The sequence below is a fragment of the Methylomonas sp. Uni0009 genome (assembly GCF_054188105.3).
On the sequence record NZ_JBTAFN010000001.1, the window covers coordinates 862665 to 883408 of the forward strand.

The 20744-nt window shown below is 52.4% G+C and carries 19 protein-coding genes and 3 tRNA genes; 7 read left to right on the forward strand and 15 right to left on the reverse strand.

The features are described from left to right. Positions 1 to 188: 188 nt before the first annotated feature. A complete protein-coding gene (locus ACWAU0_RS04005; protein ID WP_458138376.1) occupies positions 189 to 935 on the forward strand; it encodes a HesA/MoeB/ThiF family protein in 747 nt (248 codons plus the stop codon). Positions 936 to 997: 62 nt separating this feature from the next. On the opposite strand, the gene ACWAU0_RS04010 is transcribed toward ACWAU0_RS04005, so the two are convergent. Continuing rightward, complete coding sequence (locus ACWAU0_RS04010; protein ID WP_033156006.1) at positions 998 to 1204, reverse strand: hypothetical protein; 207 nt, start codon at positions 1202 to 1204, stop codon at positions 998 to 1000. A 189-nt stretch (positions 1205 to 1393) separates the two neighbouring features. On the opposite strand from ACWAU0_RS04010, the gene ACWAU0_RS04015 reads away from it, so the two are divergent. Beyond that, complete coding sequence (locus ACWAU0_RS04015) at positions 1394 to 4087, forward strand: cation-transporting P-type ATPase (RefSeq protein WP_458138377.1); 2694 nt, start codon at positions 1394 to 1396, stop codon at positions 4085 to 4087. Here ACWAU0_RS04015 and ACWAU0_RS04020 read toward each other — a convergent pair. Beyond that, entirely contained in the window at positions 4055 to 4678 is a 624-nt protein-coding gene (locus ACWAU0_RS04020; protein ID WP_458138378.1) for a TetR/AcrR family transcriptional regulator, read from the reverse strand. The genes ACWAU0_RS04015 and ACWAU0_RS04020 overlap by 33 nt on opposite strands. 96 nt (positions 4679 to 4774) lie before the next feature. On the opposite strand from ACWAU0_RS04020, the gene ACWAU0_RS04025 reads away from it, so the two are divergent. Next, positions 4775 to 5242 (forward strand): nuclear transport factor 2 family protein, encoded by a 468-nt coding sequence (locus ACWAU0_RS04025; protein WP_458138379.1) that lies wholly within the window; start codon positions 4775 to 4777, stop codon positions 5240 to 5242. 86 nt (positions 5243 to 5328) lie between these two features. On the opposite strand, the gene ACWAU0_RS04030 is transcribed toward ACWAU0_RS04025, so the two are convergent. From ACWAU0_RS04030 to ACWAU0_RS04045, 4 genes are all read right to left on the reverse strand, one after another. Next, on the reverse strand, positions 5329 to 6558 hold the full coding sequence (locus ACWAU0_RS04030; protein ID WP_445367058.1) for a pyrophosphate--fructose-6-phosphate 1-phosphotransferase: 1230 nt from the start codon (positions 6556 to 6558) through the stop codon (positions 5329 to 5331). 71 nt (positions 6559 to 6629) lie between these two features. Next, complete coding sequence (locus ACWAU0_RS04035) at positions 6630 to 7004, reverse strand: hypothetical protein (RefSeq protein ID WP_458138380.1); 375 nt, start codon at positions 7002 to 7004, stop codon at positions 6630 to 6632. A 112-nt stretch (positions 7005 to 7116) separates the two neighbouring features. Continuing rightward, positions 7117 to 7890 carry an alpha/beta fold hydrolase gene (locus ACWAU0_RS04040; RefSeq protein ID WP_458138381.1) on the reverse strand — a complete coding sequence of 258 codons (774 nt, stop codon included), beginning with the start codon at positions 7888 to 7890 and terminating at the stop codon, positions 7117 to 7119. Positions 7891 to 7901: 11 nt separating this feature from the next. Next, positions 7902 to 8624: a DUF445 domain-containing protein gene (locus ACWAU0_RS04045; protein WP_458138382.1), complete on the reverse strand. Its 723-nt coding sequence runs from the start codon at positions 8622 to 8624 to the stop codon at positions 7902 to 7904. Between the two features lie 78 nt (positions 8625 to 8702). Here ACWAU0_RS04045 and ACWAU0_RS04050 point away from each other — a divergent pair, with 78 nt between their 5' ends. Beyond that, a complete protein-coding gene (locus ACWAU0_RS04050; protein WP_458138383.1) occupies positions 8703 to 9266 on the forward strand; it encodes a methylated-DNA--[protein]-cysteine S-methyltransferase in 564 nt (187 codons plus the stop codon). A gap of 164 nt (positions 9267 to 9430) precedes the next feature. Here the strand turns inward: ACWAU0_RS04050 and ACWAU0_RS04055 are convergent. The 5 genes from ACWAU0_RS04055 to parC all read right to left on the reverse strand — a co-directional run bounded on the left by ACWAU0_RS04055 (position 9431) and on the right by parC (position 12973). Then, positions 9431 to 9506, reverse strand: a tRNA-His gene (locus ACWAU0_RS04055). Between the two features lie 23 nt (positions 9507 to 9529). Next, positions 9530 to 9606: transfer RNA gene (locus tag ACWAU0_RS04060), tRNA-Arg, on the reverse strand. 6 nt (positions 9607 to 9612) lie between these two features. Then, positions 9613 to 9689, reverse strand: a tRNA-Pro gene (locus ACWAU0_RS04065). Positions 9690 to 9831: 142 nt separating this feature from the next. After that, the gene (locus tag ACWAU0_RS04070) at positions 9832 to 10581 is read right to left on the reverse strand and encodes an IS5 family transposase (protein ID WP_129871393.1); all 750 of its coding nucleotides are present in this window, start codon (positions 10579 to 10581) and stop codon (positions 9832 to 9834) included. A 154-nt stretch (positions 10582 to 10735) separates the two neighbouring features. Beyond that, on the reverse strand, positions 10736 to 12973 hold the full coding sequence (parC, locus tag ACWAU0_RS04075; protein WP_458138384.1) for a DNA topoisomerase IV subunit A: 2238 nt from the start codon (positions 12971 to 12973) through the stop codon (positions 10736 to 10738). Positions 12974 to 13092: 119 nt separating this feature from the next. Between parC and ACWAU0_RS04080 the strand changes: the two genes are divergently transcribed. Beyond that, positions 13093 to 13224, forward strand: a complete 132-nt coding sequence (locus tag ACWAU0_RS04080; RefSeq protein WP_494522523.1) for a hypothetical protein — start codon at positions 13093 to 13095, stop codon at positions 13222 to 13224. A gap of 196 nt (positions 13225 to 13420) precedes the next feature. Here ACWAU0_RS04080 and ACWAU0_RS04085 read toward each other — a convergent pair whose 3' ends face one another. Further along, positions 13421 to 14656, reverse strand: a complete 1236-nt coding sequence (locus tag ACWAU0_RS04085; protein WP_458138385.1) for a glycerophosphodiester phosphodiesterase — start codon at positions 14654 to 14656, stop codon at positions 13421 to 13423. A gap of 84 nt (positions 14657 to 14740) precedes the next feature. Further along, entirely contained in the window at positions 14741 to 16357 is a 1617-nt protein-coding gene (locus tag ACWAU0_RS04090; protein WP_458138386.1) for an alkaline phosphatase D family protein, read from the reverse strand. 198 nt (positions 16358 to 16555) lie between these two features. Here ACWAU0_RS04090 and ACWAU0_RS04095 point away from each other — a divergent pair, with 198 nt between their 5' ends. Continuing rightward, a complete protein-coding gene (locus tag ACWAU0_RS04095; RefSeq protein WP_458138387.1) occupies positions 16556 to 16795 on the forward strand; it encodes a hypothetical protein in 240 nt (79 codons plus the stop codon). 125 nt (positions 16796 to 16920) lie between these two features. Then, positions 16921 to 17595, forward strand: a complete 675-nt coding sequence (gene radC, locus ACWAU0_RS04100; RefSeq protein ID WP_033155889.1) for a RadC family protein — start codon at positions 16921 to 16923, stop codon at positions 17593 to 17595. 13 nt (positions 17596 to 17608) lie between these two features. On the opposite strand, the gene ACWAU0_RS04105 is transcribed toward radC, so the two are convergent. Both ACWAU0_RS04105 and ACWAU0_RS04110 read right to left on the reverse strand, forming a co-directional pair. Continuing rightward, positions 17609 to 18343, reverse strand: a complete 735-nt coding sequence (locus tag ACWAU0_RS04105) for a TIGR00266 family protein (protein WP_458138388.1) — start codon at positions 18341 to 18343, stop codon at positions 17609 to 17611. 49 nt (positions 18344 to 18392) lie between these two features. Next, positions 18393 to 20714, reverse strand: coding sequence for a sensor domain-containing diguanylate cyclase (locus ACWAU0_RS04110; RefSeq protein ID WP_458138389.1), 2322 nt, complete (start codon positions 20712 to 20714; stop codon positions 18393 to 18395). Between the last annotated feature and the right edge of the window lie 30 nt (positions 20715 to 20744).

Sequence of the window (20744 nt, forward strand, 5' to 3'; positions counted from 1 at the left end):
AGATAAAGTTAAAGGTTAAAAACTGTGTAAAGCGATTTAAAAAACAGCTACCCCTTACGGAGGAAGCGAGCTTTTAAGCGGCCTCAGTTTTATTAGCACTCTCTAGCAACGAGTGCTAATAATATCCGGCTTTTGCACTCTGTCAAGCTCTTTGGCATCATCTGCGCCTTACCCAAGCCATACACACTATGAACGACGAACAATTACTCCGTTACAGCCGGCAAATCATGCTGCCGCAAATCGATATTGCCGGTCAGCAAAAATTGCTCGATGCCAAAGTATTAATCGTCGGTGCCGGCGGTTTGGGCTCGCCTGCCTCAATGTACCTGGCTTCGGCCGGTGTCGGCCAGATCACCGTCTACGACGACGACCAAGTCGATTTGACCAATTTGCAACGCCAGATTGCTCACTACACCAGCGATATAGGGTTGGATAAAGTTATTTCAACCCAACAGACTTTGGAAAAAATTAATCCGGGCGTAAAAGTATTGGCTCGCAAACAGCGATTAGCCGGCGAACAGCTACTTGCAGAAGTGGCTGACGCCGACGTAGTGCTGGACTGTAGCGATAATTTCACCACCCGCTTTGCCATCAATAAGGCTTGCGTAGACCAACAAACCCCATTGGTATCCGGCGCGGCGATCCGCTTTGAGGGTCAAGTCAGCGTATTTACCCCAGGGTTAAACGATAGCCCGTGCTATAACTGTCTTTATCAAAGCGATGGCGAGGAATTGCAAAATTGCGCCCGCAACGGCGTGATTGCGCCGATCACCGGCATCGTCGGCAGCATACAGGCCTTGGAAACGATAAAGCTGATAGTCAACACCGGCAGCACATTAACGGGCCGCTTACTGTTGCTGGATGGACTGAGTATGGAATGGCACAGCATGCGCTTGAAGAAAAACCCACATTGCCCGAGCTGTGGCGAGAAATAAGCCAATCCGCATAAAAAAGCCGGGCTAATCCCGGCTTTCTATTGCTGGCAAATAAGACGTAATTAATTTTTTCCCAGTTTGCCTTTAACCATCAGAATGGCTTTGCTGACATTTCTCAATAGCGCCGAATCGCTATCGCCGTGCGGCTCGATGTCGCCGAACGGTTCGCCATTCTTCATGGTGTACATGTAAATGAAATACCCCAACGGTGCGAAAGCGAAGATGGCAATAATCAACATCAACACCACTAATTCGATAACTCCGCCCATATATACCTCCAACTATTTGTTTTTATTTTAATTTAGAATGAGGCCATAGACCTCGGGCATGGACTATAACCCCATCCCTTTTAGGGAACAAGCACAAAGTATTCTTTGTCAACTTATGGTTTTAACCTCAGGCTAATTTAGCCTTGGGGCAACTACGCCAACGCCATTTTCAACTATCAATCTGAGCATATGGACCATTACCCTAAAGCCAACTGGCACAGCCAAACGCCGGAAACCGTATTAACGCATTTCGGCGTAGAGCTGGGTCAAGGCCTGAGCAGCGAGGAAGCGCAAAAACGCCGAGCGACTAGCGGCGCCAACCGCCTGACCGCTCGCCGCGGCAAAGGCCCTTTGCTTTTGCTATTGGCGCAATTTCATCAGCCCTTGATCTACATCCTGCTGTTTTCCGCGGCCACCACCGCTTTTTTAGAGGAATGGACCGACAGTAGCGTCATCTTCGGTGTGGTCATTATCAATGCGGTGATCGGCTTCGTTCAGGAAGCGAACGCGCTGAAAGCCATTAACGCCCTGGCTCAGACCTTGAATATCAGCAGCAACGTCCTGCGTGACGGCCAGCGCCGAAGTATTGCTGCTGCCGAGTTAGTTCCCGGCGATTTGGTATTCCTGCAATCCGGCGACAAGGTGCCTGCCGATCTGCGCCTCTTGCAAAGCCGCGAACTGAAAATCGACGAATCCGCGCTAACCGGCGAATCAGTGCCGGTGGAAAAACAGGCACAAACGCTGCCAGCAGGCACTTTATTGGCTGATCGCGCCAATATGGCGTATTCCTCGACGCTGGTCAGTTACGGCAGCGCACTGGCCGTAGTGGTCAGTACCGGCGATAACACCGAGATTGGCCGCATCAACAAGCTGATCGGCAGCGCCGAACCGCTGGAAACGCCGCTAACGCTAAAAATGAGCCAATTCAGTCAATTGTTGCTCTGGGTGATCGTCGGCTGCGCGGCCATTACCTTTGCGGTCGGCGTCTGGCGCGGTGAAACCATGCTGGACATGTTCATGGCCTCCGTGGCACTGGCAGTCGGCGCCATCCCGGAAGGTCTGCCCGCGGCGCTGACGATTACGCTGGCTATCGGCGTCTCGCGTATGGCCAAACGCAACGCCATCATCCGCAAACTGCCGGCGGTGGAAACCCTGGGCAGCACCACGGTGATTTGCTCCGACAAAACCGGCACCTTGACGCAAAACCAAATGACCGTGCAATTCGTGCAGGCAGGCGGTGAAATATTCGAAGTAAGCGGCAGCGGCTACACGCCGGACGGTGAATTTACCAGCCATAACCAAGCGGTCGACCCGTCCCTTAAACCAGCACTATTGGAATGTTTAAAAGCCGGCCTGCTGTGCAACGACGCCCGATTAATCGCCGACACCGACAACTGGCGTATCGAAGGCGACCCTACCGAGGCCGCCTTGCTGGTAGCCGCCCACAAAGCCGGTCTGCATCAAGCCAGCGTCAGCGGCGACCATCCGCGCCTGGACGCCATTCCGTTCGAATCCGCGTACCAATTCATGGCCACTCTGCATCACAACCTGGCCGAAGACGCCCGGCATATTTATTTAAAAGGCTCGCTGGAAAGCCTGCTACAGCGCTGCGACAAGGCCTTTGCCGCCGACATGCAACTTGTACCACTGGATAGAGACCGCCTGAACCAACAAGCCGAAGCGTTTGCCTCACAAGGCCTTAGGGTCCTGGCTTTTGCGCGCCTCGAGCATGATGACGATGCGGTTGAACACCGCGAAGTGGGGGGCGGCCTGACCTTTTTGGGCTTGCAAGCCATGATCGATCCACCCCGCCCCGAAGCTGCCCGAGCCATTGCCGCCTGTTATAAGGCCGGCATCTCGGTGAAGATGATCACTGGCGACCATCCCGTCACCGCGCTGGCCATCGCTAAGCAGCTCAACATGCGCTATACCGAACATGTGATCAGCGGCGCCGACTTGCAACACTACAGCGAAGCCGACTATCGCAAACACGTCAAAGACTGCGATGTCTTTGCCCGCATCGCGCCGGAGCAAAAGTTGCAATTGGTGCAAGCCTTGCAGGCCAATGGTCACGTGGTAGCCATGACCGGCGACGGCGTCAACGATGCCCCGGCACTACGGCAAGCCAACATCGGCGTGGCGATGGGCATGGGCGGCACCGAAGTCGCCAAAGAAGCGGCGGCCATGGTGCTGACTGACGATCATTTCGCCACCATCGAAGCCGCCGTCGAAGAAGGCCGCGGCGTGTTCGACAATCTGGTCAAATTCATCGCCTGGACCTTACCGACCAATCTCGGTGAGGGCCTGGTGATTACCGCCGCGGTGTTCGCCAATGTGGCGTTGCCGATTACCCCCCTGCAAATTCTCTGGATCAATATGACCACCGCAGTACTGCTGGGTTTAATGTTGGCTTTCGAACCCAAGGAACCGGGTCTGATGTTCCATAAGCCACGCAATCCCAAGCAAGCTATCCTGACCAAACGCCTAATGTTTCGTATCTGTCTGGTCGGCCTATTGTTGCTGGCCGGCGCGTTCGGCTTGTTTGAATGGGAACTATCGCAAAACGCAACCCTAGCTAAGGCCCGCACAGTCGCCGTCAATATGTTTGTGTTTGGCGAATTGTTTTACCTATTCAACTGTCGCTCGCTAAATTACTCGATGTTCCGAGTCGGCGTTTTTTCCAATTTATGGCTGATTTTTGGTGTCTTCAGCATGATTTTGCTGCAACTGCTGTTTACCTATTGGCCAACGATGCAGGCCTTATTCGGCAGCGAGGCAATCGGTCGGGAGGAGTGGCTGTTGATTTTGGGGGTTAGCTCGGTTATTTACGTAGCGATAGGCCTGGAAAAACTAGTCGTCCGGCGCTTTAACCGCCGGCGTTGATTGCGCGAAGGCATTCAGTGCAACTAATAGCGTCTCCAAGCTTTTTAGGGACTGCTTTTCCGCGACCTCTGGCGCTTCCATCTGCGCTTTAACAATCGCGCCGTCTATCGCCACCGCAGCCGCATTCGCCAACTGCTGCCGGTTTAGGCCGTCCGGCAACAGTTCGGCAATTACCCGCACCATATCTTGTTTATGCTGGTAGCAAATTTCCAGCACATCAGGCAACACGCCGCCCAATTCGGCGACGGTATTGATAAACGCGCAGCCGCGATAAATAGGCTTGCGAAACCATTCCTCCAGCGTGGCTACCAGCGGGATTAAGCCACCACTCGGCCGGCCACCGTGCCGCTGTAAAGCGTCGCCAAACCAGGCCATCCACAGGTCGTGCCGATAAGCCAAAAACGCCCGGATCAAATCATTCTTGCTGGGAAAATAACGATAGAACGTCACTTTCGTTACCCCAGATTCGGCAATTACTTTGTCGATGCCGGTGGCACGGATGCCGTCGCGATAAAACAAATCATGCGCGGCCAGTAATATCCGCTCGCGAGGCGGGCGGTCCGACAGCAGTGTGGTGGAATCAGAGATCATGTTTCGATTGTAGACAAGTCTGTCTACAATTGCTACCATCGCCACAAGTAGACAAACCTGTCTACTTACTTTCTCACCCCAGTCAGGAGCTTAACGATGGACAGCAAACCGCCTCTACCGCCCTTTACCGCCGACACTGCCACGCAAAAAGTCCGCATGGCAGAAGATGCCTGGAATAGCCGCGATCCGGACCGCGTCGTGCAGGTGTATACCGAAGACAGCCGCTGGCGCAATCGCGCCGAGTTTCCGGTAGGTCGCGGGCAAATTCGTGAGTTTTTACAGCGCAAATGGGCCAAGGAATTGGATTATCGACTAATCAAAGAATTATGGGCTTTTACCGACAACCGTATCGCGGTGCGTTTCGCTTACGAGTGGCATGACGATGCCGGCAACTGGTTTCGCAGCTACGGTAACGAGAATTGGGAGTTTAACGAGTATGGATTCATGCAGCGTCGCTTTGCCAGCATCAACGATTTGCCGATTAAGGCCGATGACCGCTTATTCCATTGGCCGTTGGGCCGGCGACCAGACGATCATGCCGGTTTAAGTGAATTGGGCTTGTGAAACTTGGCGGTAGAGGCGAATTTATTCGCTTCCAGTAAATAAAAAAGGGCGGATAAATCCGCCCCTATGATCAAGCCAAAAACTTGTTAATGGCTAACTTCGACTTTGCCGCCTTTTTTCTGACCAATTTCCGCCAGCGTTTGGGTGAACCAATCAGTATCGATATTGAACGGCTTGCCGCCTTTGATGCGTGGAAACTCGATAGCGCGCAATACGTTGCCGTTATCTTCGTCATGCCCCATCACGCCGGATTCGCGGCGAAACGCGCATTCCACGGCCAGATCAGCGCAAGATTTGATCAGACGCATATCATCAACATTAGCAGCAGCAGCGCGGGCGAAATAACCGGATTTCTGCACCAGGGTTTTTTCCGCCCCGATCATTTGCGCGAATTGCTCGCCAAACCATTTGCCTGGATTGACTGCATCCAGCTTGATGTGGCCGAACGCATCACGCGGCACTTCTTGGCCTTTAGCTTGCAGTTCGGCAACGATAGCTTCCACACCGGCGCCTTCGGACACGAAGATATTCACGCAATCGACTTTATCCATCACCGCGCGTAAACGCGCCGCTTCGGCTTCCAGATCGATAGCCATTTCCGGAACGAATACCGCATGCACTTCATACGATTCACGAGACAAGCCCAGCTCAGGCAGCCACTCGGCGCGGTCCAACAATTTACGGTATTCCTGTGCAGTCGCAGCGGTCAACCAACCACAGTTACGGCCCATGACTTCGTGGACGATCAGCATGCGTGGGTTGGAATTGTTCTCGGCCACCACGTTCATGAAGTAACGTGCACCTTGTTCGGCGGCAGTCCAGGCACCCAGGGATTGTTTGATCGGGAATACGTCGTTATCAACGGTTTTTGGCAAACCGATCACGGTCAGACCGTAGTTGTTTTTGGCCAGAAATGCCGCCAAATCGGCCGCCGCAGTATTGGTATCGTCACCGCCGATAGTGTGCAGAATATCGACGCCGTCTTTAATTAACTGGTCGGCAGCGACTTTTTGCGGGTCTTCGCCTTCTTTCACCAAACCGCGTTTCACGCAGTCCTTGATATTGGTCAGCTTGACGCGGCTGTTGCCGATTACTGAACCGCCGAAACGTTGCAGCAAGCCGGCTTTTTTGCGGACTTCATCGGTCACGACATAGGAGTCACCCAGCAGCAGGCCTTTGTAGCCGCCACGGTAGCAAATAATTTCGATGCTAGGATCAATTTCTGTGTAGCGTTCAATCAGGCTGCCGATAGCGGAGTTCAGGCAAGGCGCCAAACCGCCGGCCGTGAGGATTGCAACTTTTTTGGGTTTGTTCATGGGCGTTTCAAATAAAAAGTTAAGAAAAAGTGTGATGGCTCGGCGTACCAACCATCAGCTATCGCCGCGTCTCAGCGCCGGCGTTGCGATCCCTTTTGCCGCAACACTCGCCAAAACGGTGCAAGCCGCGCGATTCTAACACAAGCTTTTCTTTTATCAGGCAACGTTCGATGATCGCTCAGTTCACCCAGCTTAACCGGCTGCGCCACAAACACTACCGCAGCAAAATCCAGTGGCGCGGAGGCCCGAATAAAAGCGGAGTAGGTTAGCGGCTCGACATCGGTCGTAGTGATACTAACTTTGGTTAATTCACCGCAATGGCTTAGCGAAAGCGACAAATAATCGCTGAGCCCGTGTTCGGCCTGTGTGAGCAACAAATCCTCAAGCGGCACCGCAAGTTTGCCTCGTTTGATACCTTGAATGTGTTGATATGAATTATCTGTCATCTGTTACCGCTCCGCACTGAACTAGCTAAATTGCGGTAGCAAGCTTATCGTCCTTGCGATTTATCGCCAGTGTACCAAGGTTCTAAACCAGCCTAGATCAAGCACTTAAACGCTAAGCGGCCAGCAACCAATCTTCCACCAAGCGACAAAACGCATCCGGCGCCTCAACGTATAACCAATGGCCGGTATCTGGAATTTTCGCGATCTTTGCTTGCGGAAACACTGCATAAATCGCTTCTTCATCCAGATATTTGGAATTGCCGCCACCGATGAATAACACCGACCGGACAAACCGGCGTTCGCCGACTTCCGGAAAGCCGACTATGTGATGGGCATTTTTTTGAATAATATCCAGATTGATCCGCCAGTAGTAATTGCCGTCTTTCAGCAGCAGATTTTGCAGCAAAAACTGTCGGTAGGCTAAATCCGGAACCGCTTCGGCTAGCGCCTCTTCGGCCTGCTTTCGGTTGCCGATGCTATTGACTGGCAAACGGCTCAGAGCGTCTACAAGATCGTCGAAGCTATGCTGATAACTGACCGGCGCGATGTCCGCAACGATTAAACCAGCCACCCGTTGCGGATGATGCAAGGCAAACCACATCACCGCCTTGCCACCCATGCTGTGCCCGAGCAGATGCGCGCTGGGAATAGCGTGGCTATCCATAAAAGCCAACAAGTCAGCGGCCATACTGGGATAATCCAGCACCTCGGCATGCGGCGAACTGCCGTGATTGCGCATATCCAACACATAAACGTGCCGCTGCTCAGCCAGGCGTTTGGCCACCGAACGCCAGTTACGCGAGGCGGCCAGAAAACCATGCACAATCAGTAATGGCGTGTCGCCGGGTTCGCCGAAACTATCGTAAGCCAGTTCGATGGTCGTCATCGTCACTGCGCTCAAGCAAAACCGAAGATTGCGCCCAATATCCCACCGAATACGCCGCCCCACACCACCAGCCAACCCAAATGTTGCTTGATGATGGATTGCACCATTTCCTTGACCAATTGCGGCGTTAATTCGCTCAAACGCCTGTCGATCACCATTTCGATTTTGCCGGTCAAATCCTCGCCAATCTTGTGCGCATTCAATCCTTGCTGTAAAGCGTGTTTAAACCGTTCTGACTCCACCATTTCCGAGAGGGTGTGCTGCATTTTCTCGGTGAAGGGTTGTTTTAGCGGCAATAGCGCCTCTTCGCCGCCCATCATCAACAACATGCCACCAAACGAAGAAGCCATAATGGACGATACCAAGCCTTCGTAAACCTTGTCGTAATCGACAGCGTTTAACAAGGGCTGCAAATTCAACACCTTGCCGCCCTGCTGCTCCTCTCGTTCGATGAACTGTTCGATATTTTCCACCGTGAAAAATTGCTGCATCATCAAGGCCTTGATCGATGCTTTAAACTCTTCGAAACGCGCCGGGATAATCCCCGAGCCATACAAAAACGGCACCTTTTCGAACAGCATATGAATAGCCAACCAATTGGTAATTGCCCCGGAAAATGCAAAAAAACCAATTGCTTTCAGCGTTTCCGGATAAAACGGGCTGACATAGCCGGCAGCGATAATCAGCAGGGAGATAAAGTTAGTTAAAAAGCTTTGATTCAGTAATTTTTTCATTATTTTGTTAAGTAACATGCGAACAGCAAATTTTGCCAAACACTGTTGCCGTAGGCCAGCATAAATATGGGACTAAATATGAACAATACTATTTCTCCGAACCATAACGGTGAACCCGGCAACCAAATTCTATTTGCAACCGGGATGTGTCCGTTGGGCTGGCTGCTAGTGGCGGTTAAACCAACCGGCGTTTGCGCAATCGCCTTGGGCGATGCTCCGGACAATTTAACCACAGCCTTCCAGGATAAATATCCTGAAGCGGAGTTTATAGACGGCTCACTCGAATTCGAACGCATTTTCGCCGCATTGCGAAAATTTATCGACGTACCGAAACAAGGACTGGAGCTGACATTGGATACAGGCGGAACGCCGTTCCAACAGCGCGTTTGGCAGGCATTACGGGAAATCCCTGTCGGTGCCACCGCTAGTTACAGCGAGATTGCCCGGCGCATAGGTTCGCCGAATTCGGCGCGTGCGGTGGCAAGCGCTTGCGCCGCCAATCCTTTGGCCATAGCCATACCATGCCACCGGGTATTAAGGATTGACGGAAAATTATCGGGTTATCGCTGGGGCCTGGAACGCAAAGCTGCGTTATTACGCAGGGAAGAAATGCAACACCAATCGCAAACGTTGCAGCGGTAGCTTTCTAAGCTGAACGCTGTACTTTGCGTAGGAAAAAATCGTAAATTTTGAATTATTTATGAGGCTATTCGCCAGAACGACGAAATCTCTGATGGCCTAGTCGTTATCCAGGAAAGCTAACACTTTCGTTTACAACCACAAAACGGCTAAACATCTGATCTTGATGGGGTGAACGATGGGGCTCGAACCCACGACAACCGGAATCACAATCCGGGACTCTACCAACTGAGCTACGCTCACCATAACGATGATTTTTTTTGCGATGGCACGCTTGGCAGGACTCGAACCTGCGACCCTCGGCTTAGAAGGCCGATGCTCTATCCAGCTGAGCTACAAGCGCAAATCTTGGTCGGGGTAGAGAGATTCGAACTCCCGACATTCTGCTCCCAAAGCAGACGCGCTACCAGACTGCGCTATACCCCGAATTGACCTTCTTATTATCCCGAAGAGCAGAAGCGCTCCAGAAAGATGCTCATGATAAAGACATTAATTACTTACGTCAACAGATTTTTTCACACTGATCTGATAAACCGATTTTGGGCCTCAAATAGGGGCTGTTGCCGTTTCACATCGGTAACCATATAAATGCACAAGCCAGGGCGATAGCACCTTCAAAATTGCGTTTTAGTTTGTCATATCGGGTGGCAATAGCTCTAAAATGTTTCAGTCGCGCAAATACGTTTTCAACGAGGTGGCGATATTTATAGAGACACCAGTCCATTTCCTCATTCCCGACTATTGAATTTTGTTTTCTTGGGATGATGGGGACTGTGCCTTGGTCTCGAATTTGAATCCGTAACGGCTCGCTGTCATACCCTTTGTCTGCAATCATGTAGCCCGCCTGGGGGAGCTTGGCCACAAATTCCGGCGCTTCTTTGCAGTCATGTACTTCGCCCCCCGTAATCGAGAACTGGATGGGAAGTCCACCGGCATCAACCGCCATATGGATTTTGGTCGTGTTGCCTGCGACCGATTTCCCGATGGCTGTTGGGTTTTCATGGGCGCCGCCGCTACTGTGTTGATGGGCTTTAATAATGCTGCCATCAATAAATAGCCATTCCAAATCAGGCTCAATCACTAGCGCTTGAAAGATACCCCTCAGCTTTTCTTGCAGTGACCAGGCATTGAAGCGCTTGTACACGGCATTCCACTTGCCAAAAGCGACGGGCAAGTCTCGCCAAGGGCAGCCAACACGCAAACGATAAAAAATCCCTTCGACCGTTTGCCGAAGACCGGGTTTGTCGTAAATGCTGAAACTCAACATAATCGTTTTTAGCTTTTCCCAGTGGGTATCTGTAAGCAGTTGGCGTGGCATTCGCTAGTTATCGTTTGATTGAAAACTCAATCAATATGGCTCGCCAATCGATTTTCAAAGGGATTATGACAAAATGGCAACAGCCCCTAGTTGGTACAAAAAATCCCAAAAAAGCTTTTAAACTCCCAATAATATGTCCAGCACCGGCAAAGTATTAAGCAACAATACACTCCAACCCATCCACTTTTTGGAAACCACGCGGCAATGCTGTGCCACGATTCGCACGATTGCCAGTGTATTGGGCAATATCCATGGCTTTCAGGGTGACATGCCGCTTGCCTGAGACGATTTTCAATTCGCTGCTCGCCGACAACGCCGTTACCGCGACCACAGCATCCTTACCGGAAACCAAGTCTCCGCCAGGAATCTGAATTAGTTTATTACCCTTGCCTTTCGCCAACTCGGGCAGATCCAACGCTGGAAATATCAACAATCTACCCTGCAAGGTCGCAACCGCCAGCAAGTCGTGACCAGTTGGAATCGGCGCCGGCGTTAAAACTTTGGCGCCAGTTGGCAAGCTCAACAACGCCTTCCCAGCTTTATTTTTACTTTGCAGCTCTTTTAGCTGCACTCGAAAACCGTAACCGGCATTACTGGCAATCAATAGCCAATCGTCGGCTTGCCCAGTAAATACATCGGTAAACAAACTACCTGGCGGAGGATTAAGCCGACCGGTCAGCGGCTCACCCTGACTTCGCGCAGAGGGCAAATCATGAGTCGTAATGGTATAGACTCGGCCCGTGGAGTCCAATACATACGCCGATTGCGTGGTCCGGCCTTTCGCTGACGATAAATACGCATCGCCGGCGCGATAGCTCAAACTTTCGACTTCTATGTCATAGCCTTTGGCCGCCCTGATCCAGCCTTTTTGCGACAAGATAATCGTCACCGGTTCATTCGCGATAAGCTCAGTGGTATCCAGGGCCTGAGCCGCATCCCGCGCAACGATGGGTGAACGCCGATCATCGCCGTATTTTTCCGCATCGCGTTCGATTTCCTTGCGGATCAGTCGATTCAACAAGCGTTCAGAGCCCAAGGTTTTTTCCAAAGCCTGGCGTTCCTGCTCCAATTCGTCCTGTTCGCCCCGAATCTTCATTTCCTCGAGCTTGGCCAAGTGCCGCAATTTCAGCTCAAGGATTGCTTCCGCCTGCAAATCGCTCAGACCAAACCGCTCCATCAAAACCGGTTTGGGGTGATCTTCTTTACGGATGATGGCGATCACTTCGTCGATATTCAGATAAGCGATCAGCAAACCTTCCAGAATATGCAAACGTGCCAGCACTTTATCCAAGCGATATTGCAGACGCCGGCGCACAGTTTCGGTTCTGAAGCTGATCCATTCAGACAAAATCATCCTTAGATTTTTGACCTGCGGCTTCCCGTTCAAGCCGATCATATTCATATTGACCCGATAATTCTTTTCCAGGTCAGTCGTGGCGAATAAATGCGACATTACCGCATCGACATCGATGCGCTTGGTTTTGGGAATCACTAATAGGCGCGTGGGATTTTCGTGGTCGGATTCGTCGCGTAAATCCTCGATCATTGGCAACTTTTTCGCCAGCATTTGCGCAGCAATCTGTTCCAGCAACTTGGCACCGGAGACCTGATGCGGCAAAGCCGTGATAACGATATTGCCGTCTTCCAGCTCATATTTGGCGCGCATCTTTATCGAGCCGTTACCGGTCGCATACATTTTTTGAATATCGACACTAGCCGTCACAATCTCGGCATCCGTTGGATAATCCGGTCCTTTGATATGCGTCAGCAAATTTTCGAGTGGCGTTTCCGGATCGTCCAGTAATTGCAGACAAGCATTGGCGACTTCGCGCAGATTGTGCGGCGGAATATCGGTTGCCATACCCACTGCGATACCCATCGTGCCGTTCAGCAGCACATTCGGCAAGCGGGCCGGCATGAGACTGGGCTCTTTTAAGGTGCCGTCGAAATTGTCGGTCCAGTCCACCGTGCCCTGCCCCAATTCGCTAAGCAAGGTTTGCGCGTAAGCGGTCAGCCGTGACTCGGTGTACCGCATGGCGGCAAAAGATTTTGGATCATCCGGCGACCCCCAGTTGCCCTGGCCATCAATCAAGGGATAACGGTAAGAAAAGTCCTGAGCCATCAACACCATGGCTTCGTAACAAGCCGAATCGCCATGCGGATGGTATTTACCCAGCACGTCACCGACGGTACGGGCCGATTTTTTGTATTTGGCCAACGCCGTTAGGCCCAACTCGGACATCGCGTACACGATACGGCGCTGTACTGGCTTTAGGCCGTCACCGATGTGCGGTAAAGCCCGATCCAAAATTACATACATGGAATAATCCAGATAAGCTTTTTCGGTGAATTCTTTTAGCGGGAGTTGTTCGAAGTTTTCCTGTACACCCATGGTTTTGCGAGTAATCCTGTGTTGAAAGCCGCCGAACCGCGACGAAGTAGAGGGCGGCTAAAATACCACAGTCGTAGCATGATGGGGTGCTGGACATTGGCCTTCTCTGGGTGGATTCAATGAATCAACCCAAACAAAGCCAAATTCGTTGCGTGCTGATCAAGAATTTTAGCCACTCCAAGCCGGCATCACGTGACACCGACAAACTTGCCAGCTATCCAAATCATATACGCTTTGCCATGCGTAGTTAACCTTTCGGGGAAGAGGTTATGCCCGGGCACGGCACGCTAGGCCAACTAATGACTACCACCATCCGCTGGAACAAGCTCGCCGCTAACGTATCAATAGTTAAAGTACAACTCGTTCCGGCGCTTGTTCGCCTAACACCAAGGCGATGCTCCGCAAGCCATGGAGCTTGCAGAACATAATGACAATCATCGACTAGCGCTAACGATGACGCCCTAGGTGACTCCACTCCAATCCGCAACATTCTCCAGCCTGCGTGCCATCCCCGTGCACCGAGGCGTTACGGGCCGCAACTCCGGTGTCGGCAAAGTCGGTAAACAAGCCATCCACACCTAAATCATAGTAATAGGTCATTTCCTGTTGCGGATCAGCAAAGCCGTAACCACTGGCGTCGTTGCGGAACGTCCAGGTGTGCACCAGCAAACCTTTATCGTGGGCCATTTCCACGACACCGGTGCTGCCTTCTAACCGACGGTCGTTGATAGTGATATTGCCGTCGCCGTCACGATCCACACCGTCGGCCACCGTTTTTACTAAATACGGCTTCCAAGGACCAATCGCATCCGCATAGGATTTAACAAAATCCAGACCGTCGCTACTCAGCAAATCGGCAAATGTACGTTGATCGCCTTTTATTACAAAGTCATAAGGCTGCTTGTATGGCGCTACCAAGGAAATTGAGCCGTCCGCATTGACGTCGTCCGCATCAATCAGCTGTACCAATTTAATGTCCGTCTTGCGGCTTAAATATTGCAGATTGCTGACTTCGAAAGACTGGATAAACACTGGCGCACAGGCGCTGTTGCCGTATTCCTTATGCAGTTTTTTCAGCAGTTTGTCTTCGAAGAAATGCTTGCCAAATAGCGGCTTACCCTTAGCATTCTGCAGTTCGGCGTGATAAGTCGAATGTTTGATTTCAGGGTAGATACCAATGCGGCGGCCGGTCTTTTCGCTTTGCTGCTTGGCCAGTGCAATCACTTCGTTTAAGGTCGGGATTTCAAACTCGCCGTCATATGAATTATCCCGACCGCGGGTTTGGATGGCGCGCAGGGTTTTGATTTCTTTCAAGCTAAAGTCGCTGGCAAACCAATCGGTCACTGCAAAGCCATCGACCATACGGGTGGTTTTGCGATCAGCAAACTCCGGATGATTGGCCACATCGGTGGTGCCGCCTATCATCGGTTCGTGGCGGGCAATCATTTGGCCGTCCTTGGTCAGCACCAGGTCGGGTTCGATAAAATCCGCACCCAATTCAATCGCCAGTGCATAGCCTGCCAGCGTATGTTCGGGACGATAGCCGGACGCGCCGCGATGGCCGATGACCAGCGGGCCGGCACTGGCGTGTTCGTGATGTTCACTGTGCGGCTGCGCCTGAGCACTGTTTTGGATACCGATAGCAGCCAGCATGGCCATAGTCAATAACGTGGGTTTCAACATGAATAGAGTCCTTATTTTGCTTGAAGTTAAATGGCTTAACCAGAGAAATGGCCGGGCGGCACATACCGTCTTGACCACTTGGCTTTAGTCGTGATCGCGGTCGTGATGATCGTGCTCGCGTTCACGCTCGGCTTCCGCCGCCAGGGTTTTACTGAAGACCACGGCGCCGTCGATGTCCTTAAAATCCACCGTCATGGCGCGGCTTTTCTTGTCGATATTCACTTCGCCAAAAAATTGCAAGCCGGCGTAAGGCGACAGATTGGCTTGACCGGCTGGCGGCGCTTTCGAGAAAACCACTTGCGGACCGAAGGTGCCGTCAGTGCTGTTGGGTCCGAAGGAGCCGGCATTTAACGGACCGGCGACGAACTCCCAGAACGGCGCGAAGTCTTTGGATGCCGCTTTGGCGGGATCGTAATAATGCGCGGCGGCATAATGGACATCGGCAGTCAGCCAAACCAGATTGTTGATTTGCTCATGCTTGATAAAACTCAACAGACGAGCCATTTCCAGTTCCCGCCCGGCAGCCGGCCCATCGTTGCCGTTTGCTACAGCTTCCCAACGCGCTTGGCCTTGGGCCGTGTTACCGTCGCCGATATTCAAACCAATCGGCATGTCGGCGGAGATGACTTTCCAGGTGGCTTTAGAGTGCTTCAACTCGTCCTGCAGCCAAGCCATTTGCTCGGCACCGAGGAAAGCGGTTTCGGCATTTTCTTGAGTTTGCAGATTGGCGGTGTTAGGGCCGCGATAGCTGCGCATATCCAGTACGAACACGTCCAATAGTTTGCCGTAGGAAATTTTGCGATAAATCCGCTCGGATTCTTCGGCGTCGTGCGGACGCAACGGCGCATACTCCAAGAAGGCTTTAGTGGCGTGGGCAATCAACGTCGGTACATTTTTTTCGGTGTAGCGCGGATCGGCGCTCAGGTCTTTGGAATCTGACCAGTTATTCACCACTTCATGATCGTCCCACTGCCAGATTTGCGGCACTTCGGCGTTGAAGCGGCGGACGTTTTCGTCTAACAGATTGTATTTGTAGCGGCCACGGAACTCGTCCAAGGTTTCAGCGACTTTGCTTACTTCCGGCGTGACCACATTAGTCCAAATCTGGCCGTTCTCGGCCAGTTTGCTCTCCGGAATAGGCCCGTCCGAATACACGTTGTCGCCGCTTTGAATGAAAAACTGCGGCTGGACTTGGCGCATCGCTTCGTAAATCTTCATACCGCCAAAGCTCTCGTTGATACCCCAGCCTTGACCAGCGGTGTCGCCGCCCCAAACAAAACGAATATCGTCGCGCTTACCGATAGTATGGAAATGGCCAACCTCCGCTGCGCTTTTGCCGCGAGCGTTGGTTAAATCTTCAAACCAGACTTTCACATACACGTCTTTGCCATCCGCTAATCCAGTCAAGTCCTGGCGGGCGGTAAAGTCGGTTTCTGCCAATGCATACGGGCCACGGACACTAATCGCGTCCTTGAACTGCGGGTTATAAGCATATTGCAGCATCATCCGCGCCGGCCGATCCGCGCGGCTCCACACGATAGCGCGTCCAGGCGCTAAATCGCCGATCTGAATGCCTTGCTCCATTTGCGGTACATCAACGGTTTCCGCAAATACCGGCGCGTTCAGCGCTGACAAGCCGGCTAATGCCAATGCCAGTTTGGCGGGTTTTAAGAATGGCGGCCTGGGTTTTAGTAATTGCATTGCGACTGCTCCTAAGCGTTATGAAGAGGCCGGGATTATAGGCAGCGGCAAATGACAATCTGATTAAGGCGCTAAGAGAAAGAACCGGAAAGGTTTATCGACGATTCCGGTATCCCATATCAGCGAGTTAGTGCGCTGGATGCTCGATTACCGCGGGGTACCGTATCGGGAAGAAGTCAGTGTGCCGATGCCAAGACTATGCCGGTGCTGATCACCAGCGAAGCAACCTTATATACCATGCACGAATCGCTGCAATCCATCGACGCCCGTTTGCCTGCCGAACTGCAGCTGTATCCGCGCGACGAGAAAGGCATGGCGGAAACCGAACGATTGCTGGCCTTGCTGGCGGACAAATTAGGCTTCGCAACAGGAGCCAGCCCCCTTCGCCAAGCTGCGGCAAGCATGCCAACGCCTTGCAAACATTCCCTTCATCGCTAACTTTGCGTGCAGCGCACCTAAAGTCTCGGCGCAATTAGCCATTTAATCTTTTCAGTTTGCTTCATGGCAAACTCCTTCTGCTTCTTCTATGCTTAAAATCAATTATTAACGGCCGGGAGGAGTTGATGAGCATCAAGAATTGGCCCACAGACGAGCGACCCCGTGAAAAACTCTTGCAGCGTGGCGCTACCGCGCTGACGGACGCCGAGCTACTGGCGATTTTTCTGCGCACCGGCACGCCCGGCAAGTCGGCGGTGGATATGGCCCGGGATTTGTTGAGCGAATACGGCTCCTTGCAGGCGCTGCTTGGTGCCGATCAACAACGCTTTTGCCGGAGCAACGGTTTAGGCGATGCAAAGTACGCCCAATTACAAGCCGTACTGGAAATGGCCCGCCGCCATTTCGCCGAGATATTGCAACGCGGCAGCGCCTTGACCAGCCCGGACATCACTCGCGCTTATCTCAGCGCCCAATTGCGTAGCTACAGTTTCGAAGTGTTCGCCTGCCTGTTTCTGGACAACCAGCATCGGGTGATTCAATGGGAAGAGCTGTTTCGCGGCACCATCGACGGTGCCAGCGTCTATCCGCGCGAAGTGGCAAAAAGGGCCTTATTTCATCATGCGGCGGCGGTCATATTTGCTCACAATCATCCGTCCGGCATCAACGAACCCAGCCAAGCCGACCGGCAAATTACCGACAAACTCAAACAGGCCTTGGGCCTGTTCGACATCCGCGTACTGGATCATTTCATCGTCGGCGACGGCCAACCCTTTTCGTTTGCCGAACATGGCTTGCTTTAGCGCTTGACCGCCGCTACTGGCTATCTTGACCGATAGTTGGCTTATATTGGCTTAACACCCGCTCCGCCAAGCGTGAAAACGGCATGCTCTGGATCCACACCGAACCGGTGCCTGTCAGCGTCGCCAGAAACAAGCCCTCACCGCCGAACAGCATGCTTTTCAAGCCGCCACTCATGCCAATGTTGTAATCGATGTCGCCGCTGAACGCCACCAGACAGCCGGTATCCAGACGCAAGGTTTCGTTACGCAATTCCTTACGGATCACCGTGCCGCCGGCGTGGATAAAGGCCATGCCGTCACCGCGCAGACGTTGCAGAATAAAACCTTCGCCACCGAAAAAGCCGCTACCCAAGCGTTTGTTGAAAGCGATATCCACTTGGGTGCCGTAAGCCGCCGCTAAAAACGCCGATTTCTGGCAAATCACTTCTTCACCCAATTCAGCCATATTCAATGCCGCGATTGAGCCCGGAAACGGCGCGGCAAAGGCCACCCGGCATTTTTGCGCACCGTGATTGGTGAAATGGGTCAAAAATACCGACTCGCCGGTTAGCATGCGTTTGCCGATACCAAACAGCTTATCCATCACCCCACCGGAACCGTCGCCCATCTTGGCTTCGAAGTCTATATCCTGCTCCAGATACGTCATCGCCCCCGCTTCGGCGATCACGGTTTCTTTGGGGTCGAGCTCGACTTCGACCATTTGAATGTCATGACCGATAATCTGATAATCGACTTGATGGCAACGCATAGGTATATCCTCTTATTGAGTTGAAAAATTAAACGCTTGCTAAGCAGACTCAACCGGGCTGAAAAAATTCATAGCTGCCTCGGCCCTGCTGTTTGGCAAGATACATGGCCTGATCGGCGTGACTGAGTAAGCAATCCGGCGTCCCCACATCCAGGGGACATAAGGTAATACCGCTACTGACGCCAATTTTCGCGGTTTGCCCGCCGATATAGTAGGGCTGGGAAATCGCCTGATGAACACGCAGCAAAGCCTGCTCACACTGCGGCTTGGATTCCAGACCGCCCATCAATAAGGCAAATTCGTCACCGCCTAATCGGCACACCGTGTCGTCCTCGCGCAAATTGGCTTTTATCCGCTTAGCCACCTCGATCAGCAATGTATCGCCAGCCTCGTGGCCGAACTGGTCGTTGACCTGTTTGAACCCGTCCAGATCCATATACACAACGCCCAATAAGGTACTGTCGCGTTTACAGCGCGCCAAGGCCTGACAAAATCTATCGTTGAACAAGATGCGGTTAGGCAATTGCGTCAACGGATCGTGATGGGCCAAGCGCTCCAGCTCCTGCTGCTGAAGTTTGGCTTGGGTGATGTCCGAAAACAAACCGACATAATTCAGAATTTCGCCGGTGCGGTTGCGCATGGCCGAGATCGTCAGCAATTCGACATATAACTCGCCGCTTTTCTTGCGATTCCATATCTCGCCTTGCCAGCAACCCTCGGTTTGCAGGGTTTGCCACAAGTCTTTATAGAATTGCGCATCGTGTTTTCCCGACTGCAAAATACTATGATTGCGGCCGATCACTTCCTCGCGGGCATAGCCGGTTATCGCGCAAAAAGTCGGGTTGGCATCGATAATATTGCCGGCCGCATCGGTGATGGTGATGCCTTCATGCGCATCGCTAAACACCCGGGCCGCCAATTGCAATTTATCTTCGGCGCGCTTGCGCTCAGTAATATTGGTCAAAATGCAATGAATAACGGCAGGTCGGGCCTTATCGCCCTGCAAGCGGCCGTCCAGAATCACGGTCAACATATGACCCAATTTTGTCAGCAGCGACAATTCGCATTCCAGCAAACCGTAGTGATTCAGCAGGTGCAGTTTTAGCCGAAAATCCTGTCCGGTTTCCGGCGAAATGAACTCAAACAGTTTGCGGCCTATCAGTTCATCAATGTCGTAGTCCAGCAGCGCACACAATTGCGGATTGACATCCAACAAATTACCTTGTCTATCCATTGCCAGATAGGCCACCGGCGAGTTTTCGAACAAGCTGCGGAACCGGCTTTCGCTTTGCCGTAACGACTCGGTCAATTGCAGCGCAATCTCCGCGTTTCGGCGTGCATTGATATAGGCCCAGGTAATAAAAAACAGCAAAAAGCTGATCAGCACCAACGCCAATACTTCAACCCAGGGCGGCTCGAATCTGGCGGTCTTGCTGAAGGCTGGCATGGCACTGTAACGCAAGGTCCAAAAATGCCCGCCCAAATCCAGGCGCTGTATGCGAGTCATGGCACCGGCATCGGTTTTAAACGCTGCCGGCACCAAGCTGGCCTGACTATCGAAAAGCAGGCCCTCGGCACTGAGATCGTCCTGATCGAAAATTTCCAGGCGCAAGGCCAATAAATCCTGTCCCAGGATAGCTTTCAGCAAGTCATTCATGCGATAAGGAATGTATACCCAGCCCAGCAGCGCAGAACGGCGCTGCTCTAAGGTTTGTGGGATGCTGCCGTTGCGATACACCGGAAAATACGCCAACATCCCGGCTTGTAAATCGGCCTTGGTTTCCTGGATTAGAACCAACTTACCGGTATAGGCCAACTCGCCGTTGTCCCGCGCGCGCTCCATCGCTTTGCGCCGAATCGGTTCAGAGTACATATCGTAGCCAAAGGCGCGGAGATTGCGGCCGCCGAACGGCTCCAAGTAGATAATGCTGGAATATTCGCTGCGCGGTTCTAACGGATTAACTACATAGTCAGGAAAGCCCTGGCGGCGAATATCGGCAATATGCTGTTCAAGCTGTCCGGCGGGAATCCAGACCGTATAGCCCACGCCTTGCACCCCCGGATGGCTGCGATCCAACTCCAGCATTTCAACAAAAGCACGCCAGTCCTCGCGGGTAACCTCATAGCTTGCGGCAAACAAGCCGGCGGCGCTACGTAGTGTTTGGCCATGTAAAGCCATACGTTTGCTGATGTCGCTGGTAAGGCGTTGGGTTTCAAAATCGAAATATTCCTGTAAACGCTGCTGATAACGCCAATTCAGATCTTGCCAAGCCACAAACAAGGCAGACAGCGAAATCAGCAAAATCAGGAGAGCCGGATAGTAATGCCGGTAGCGCGCCAATAACTTTTGTGGAGCAGGGCTAGTAGTCATGCTTTCCCCTGTTGATATCGGAATATTCCG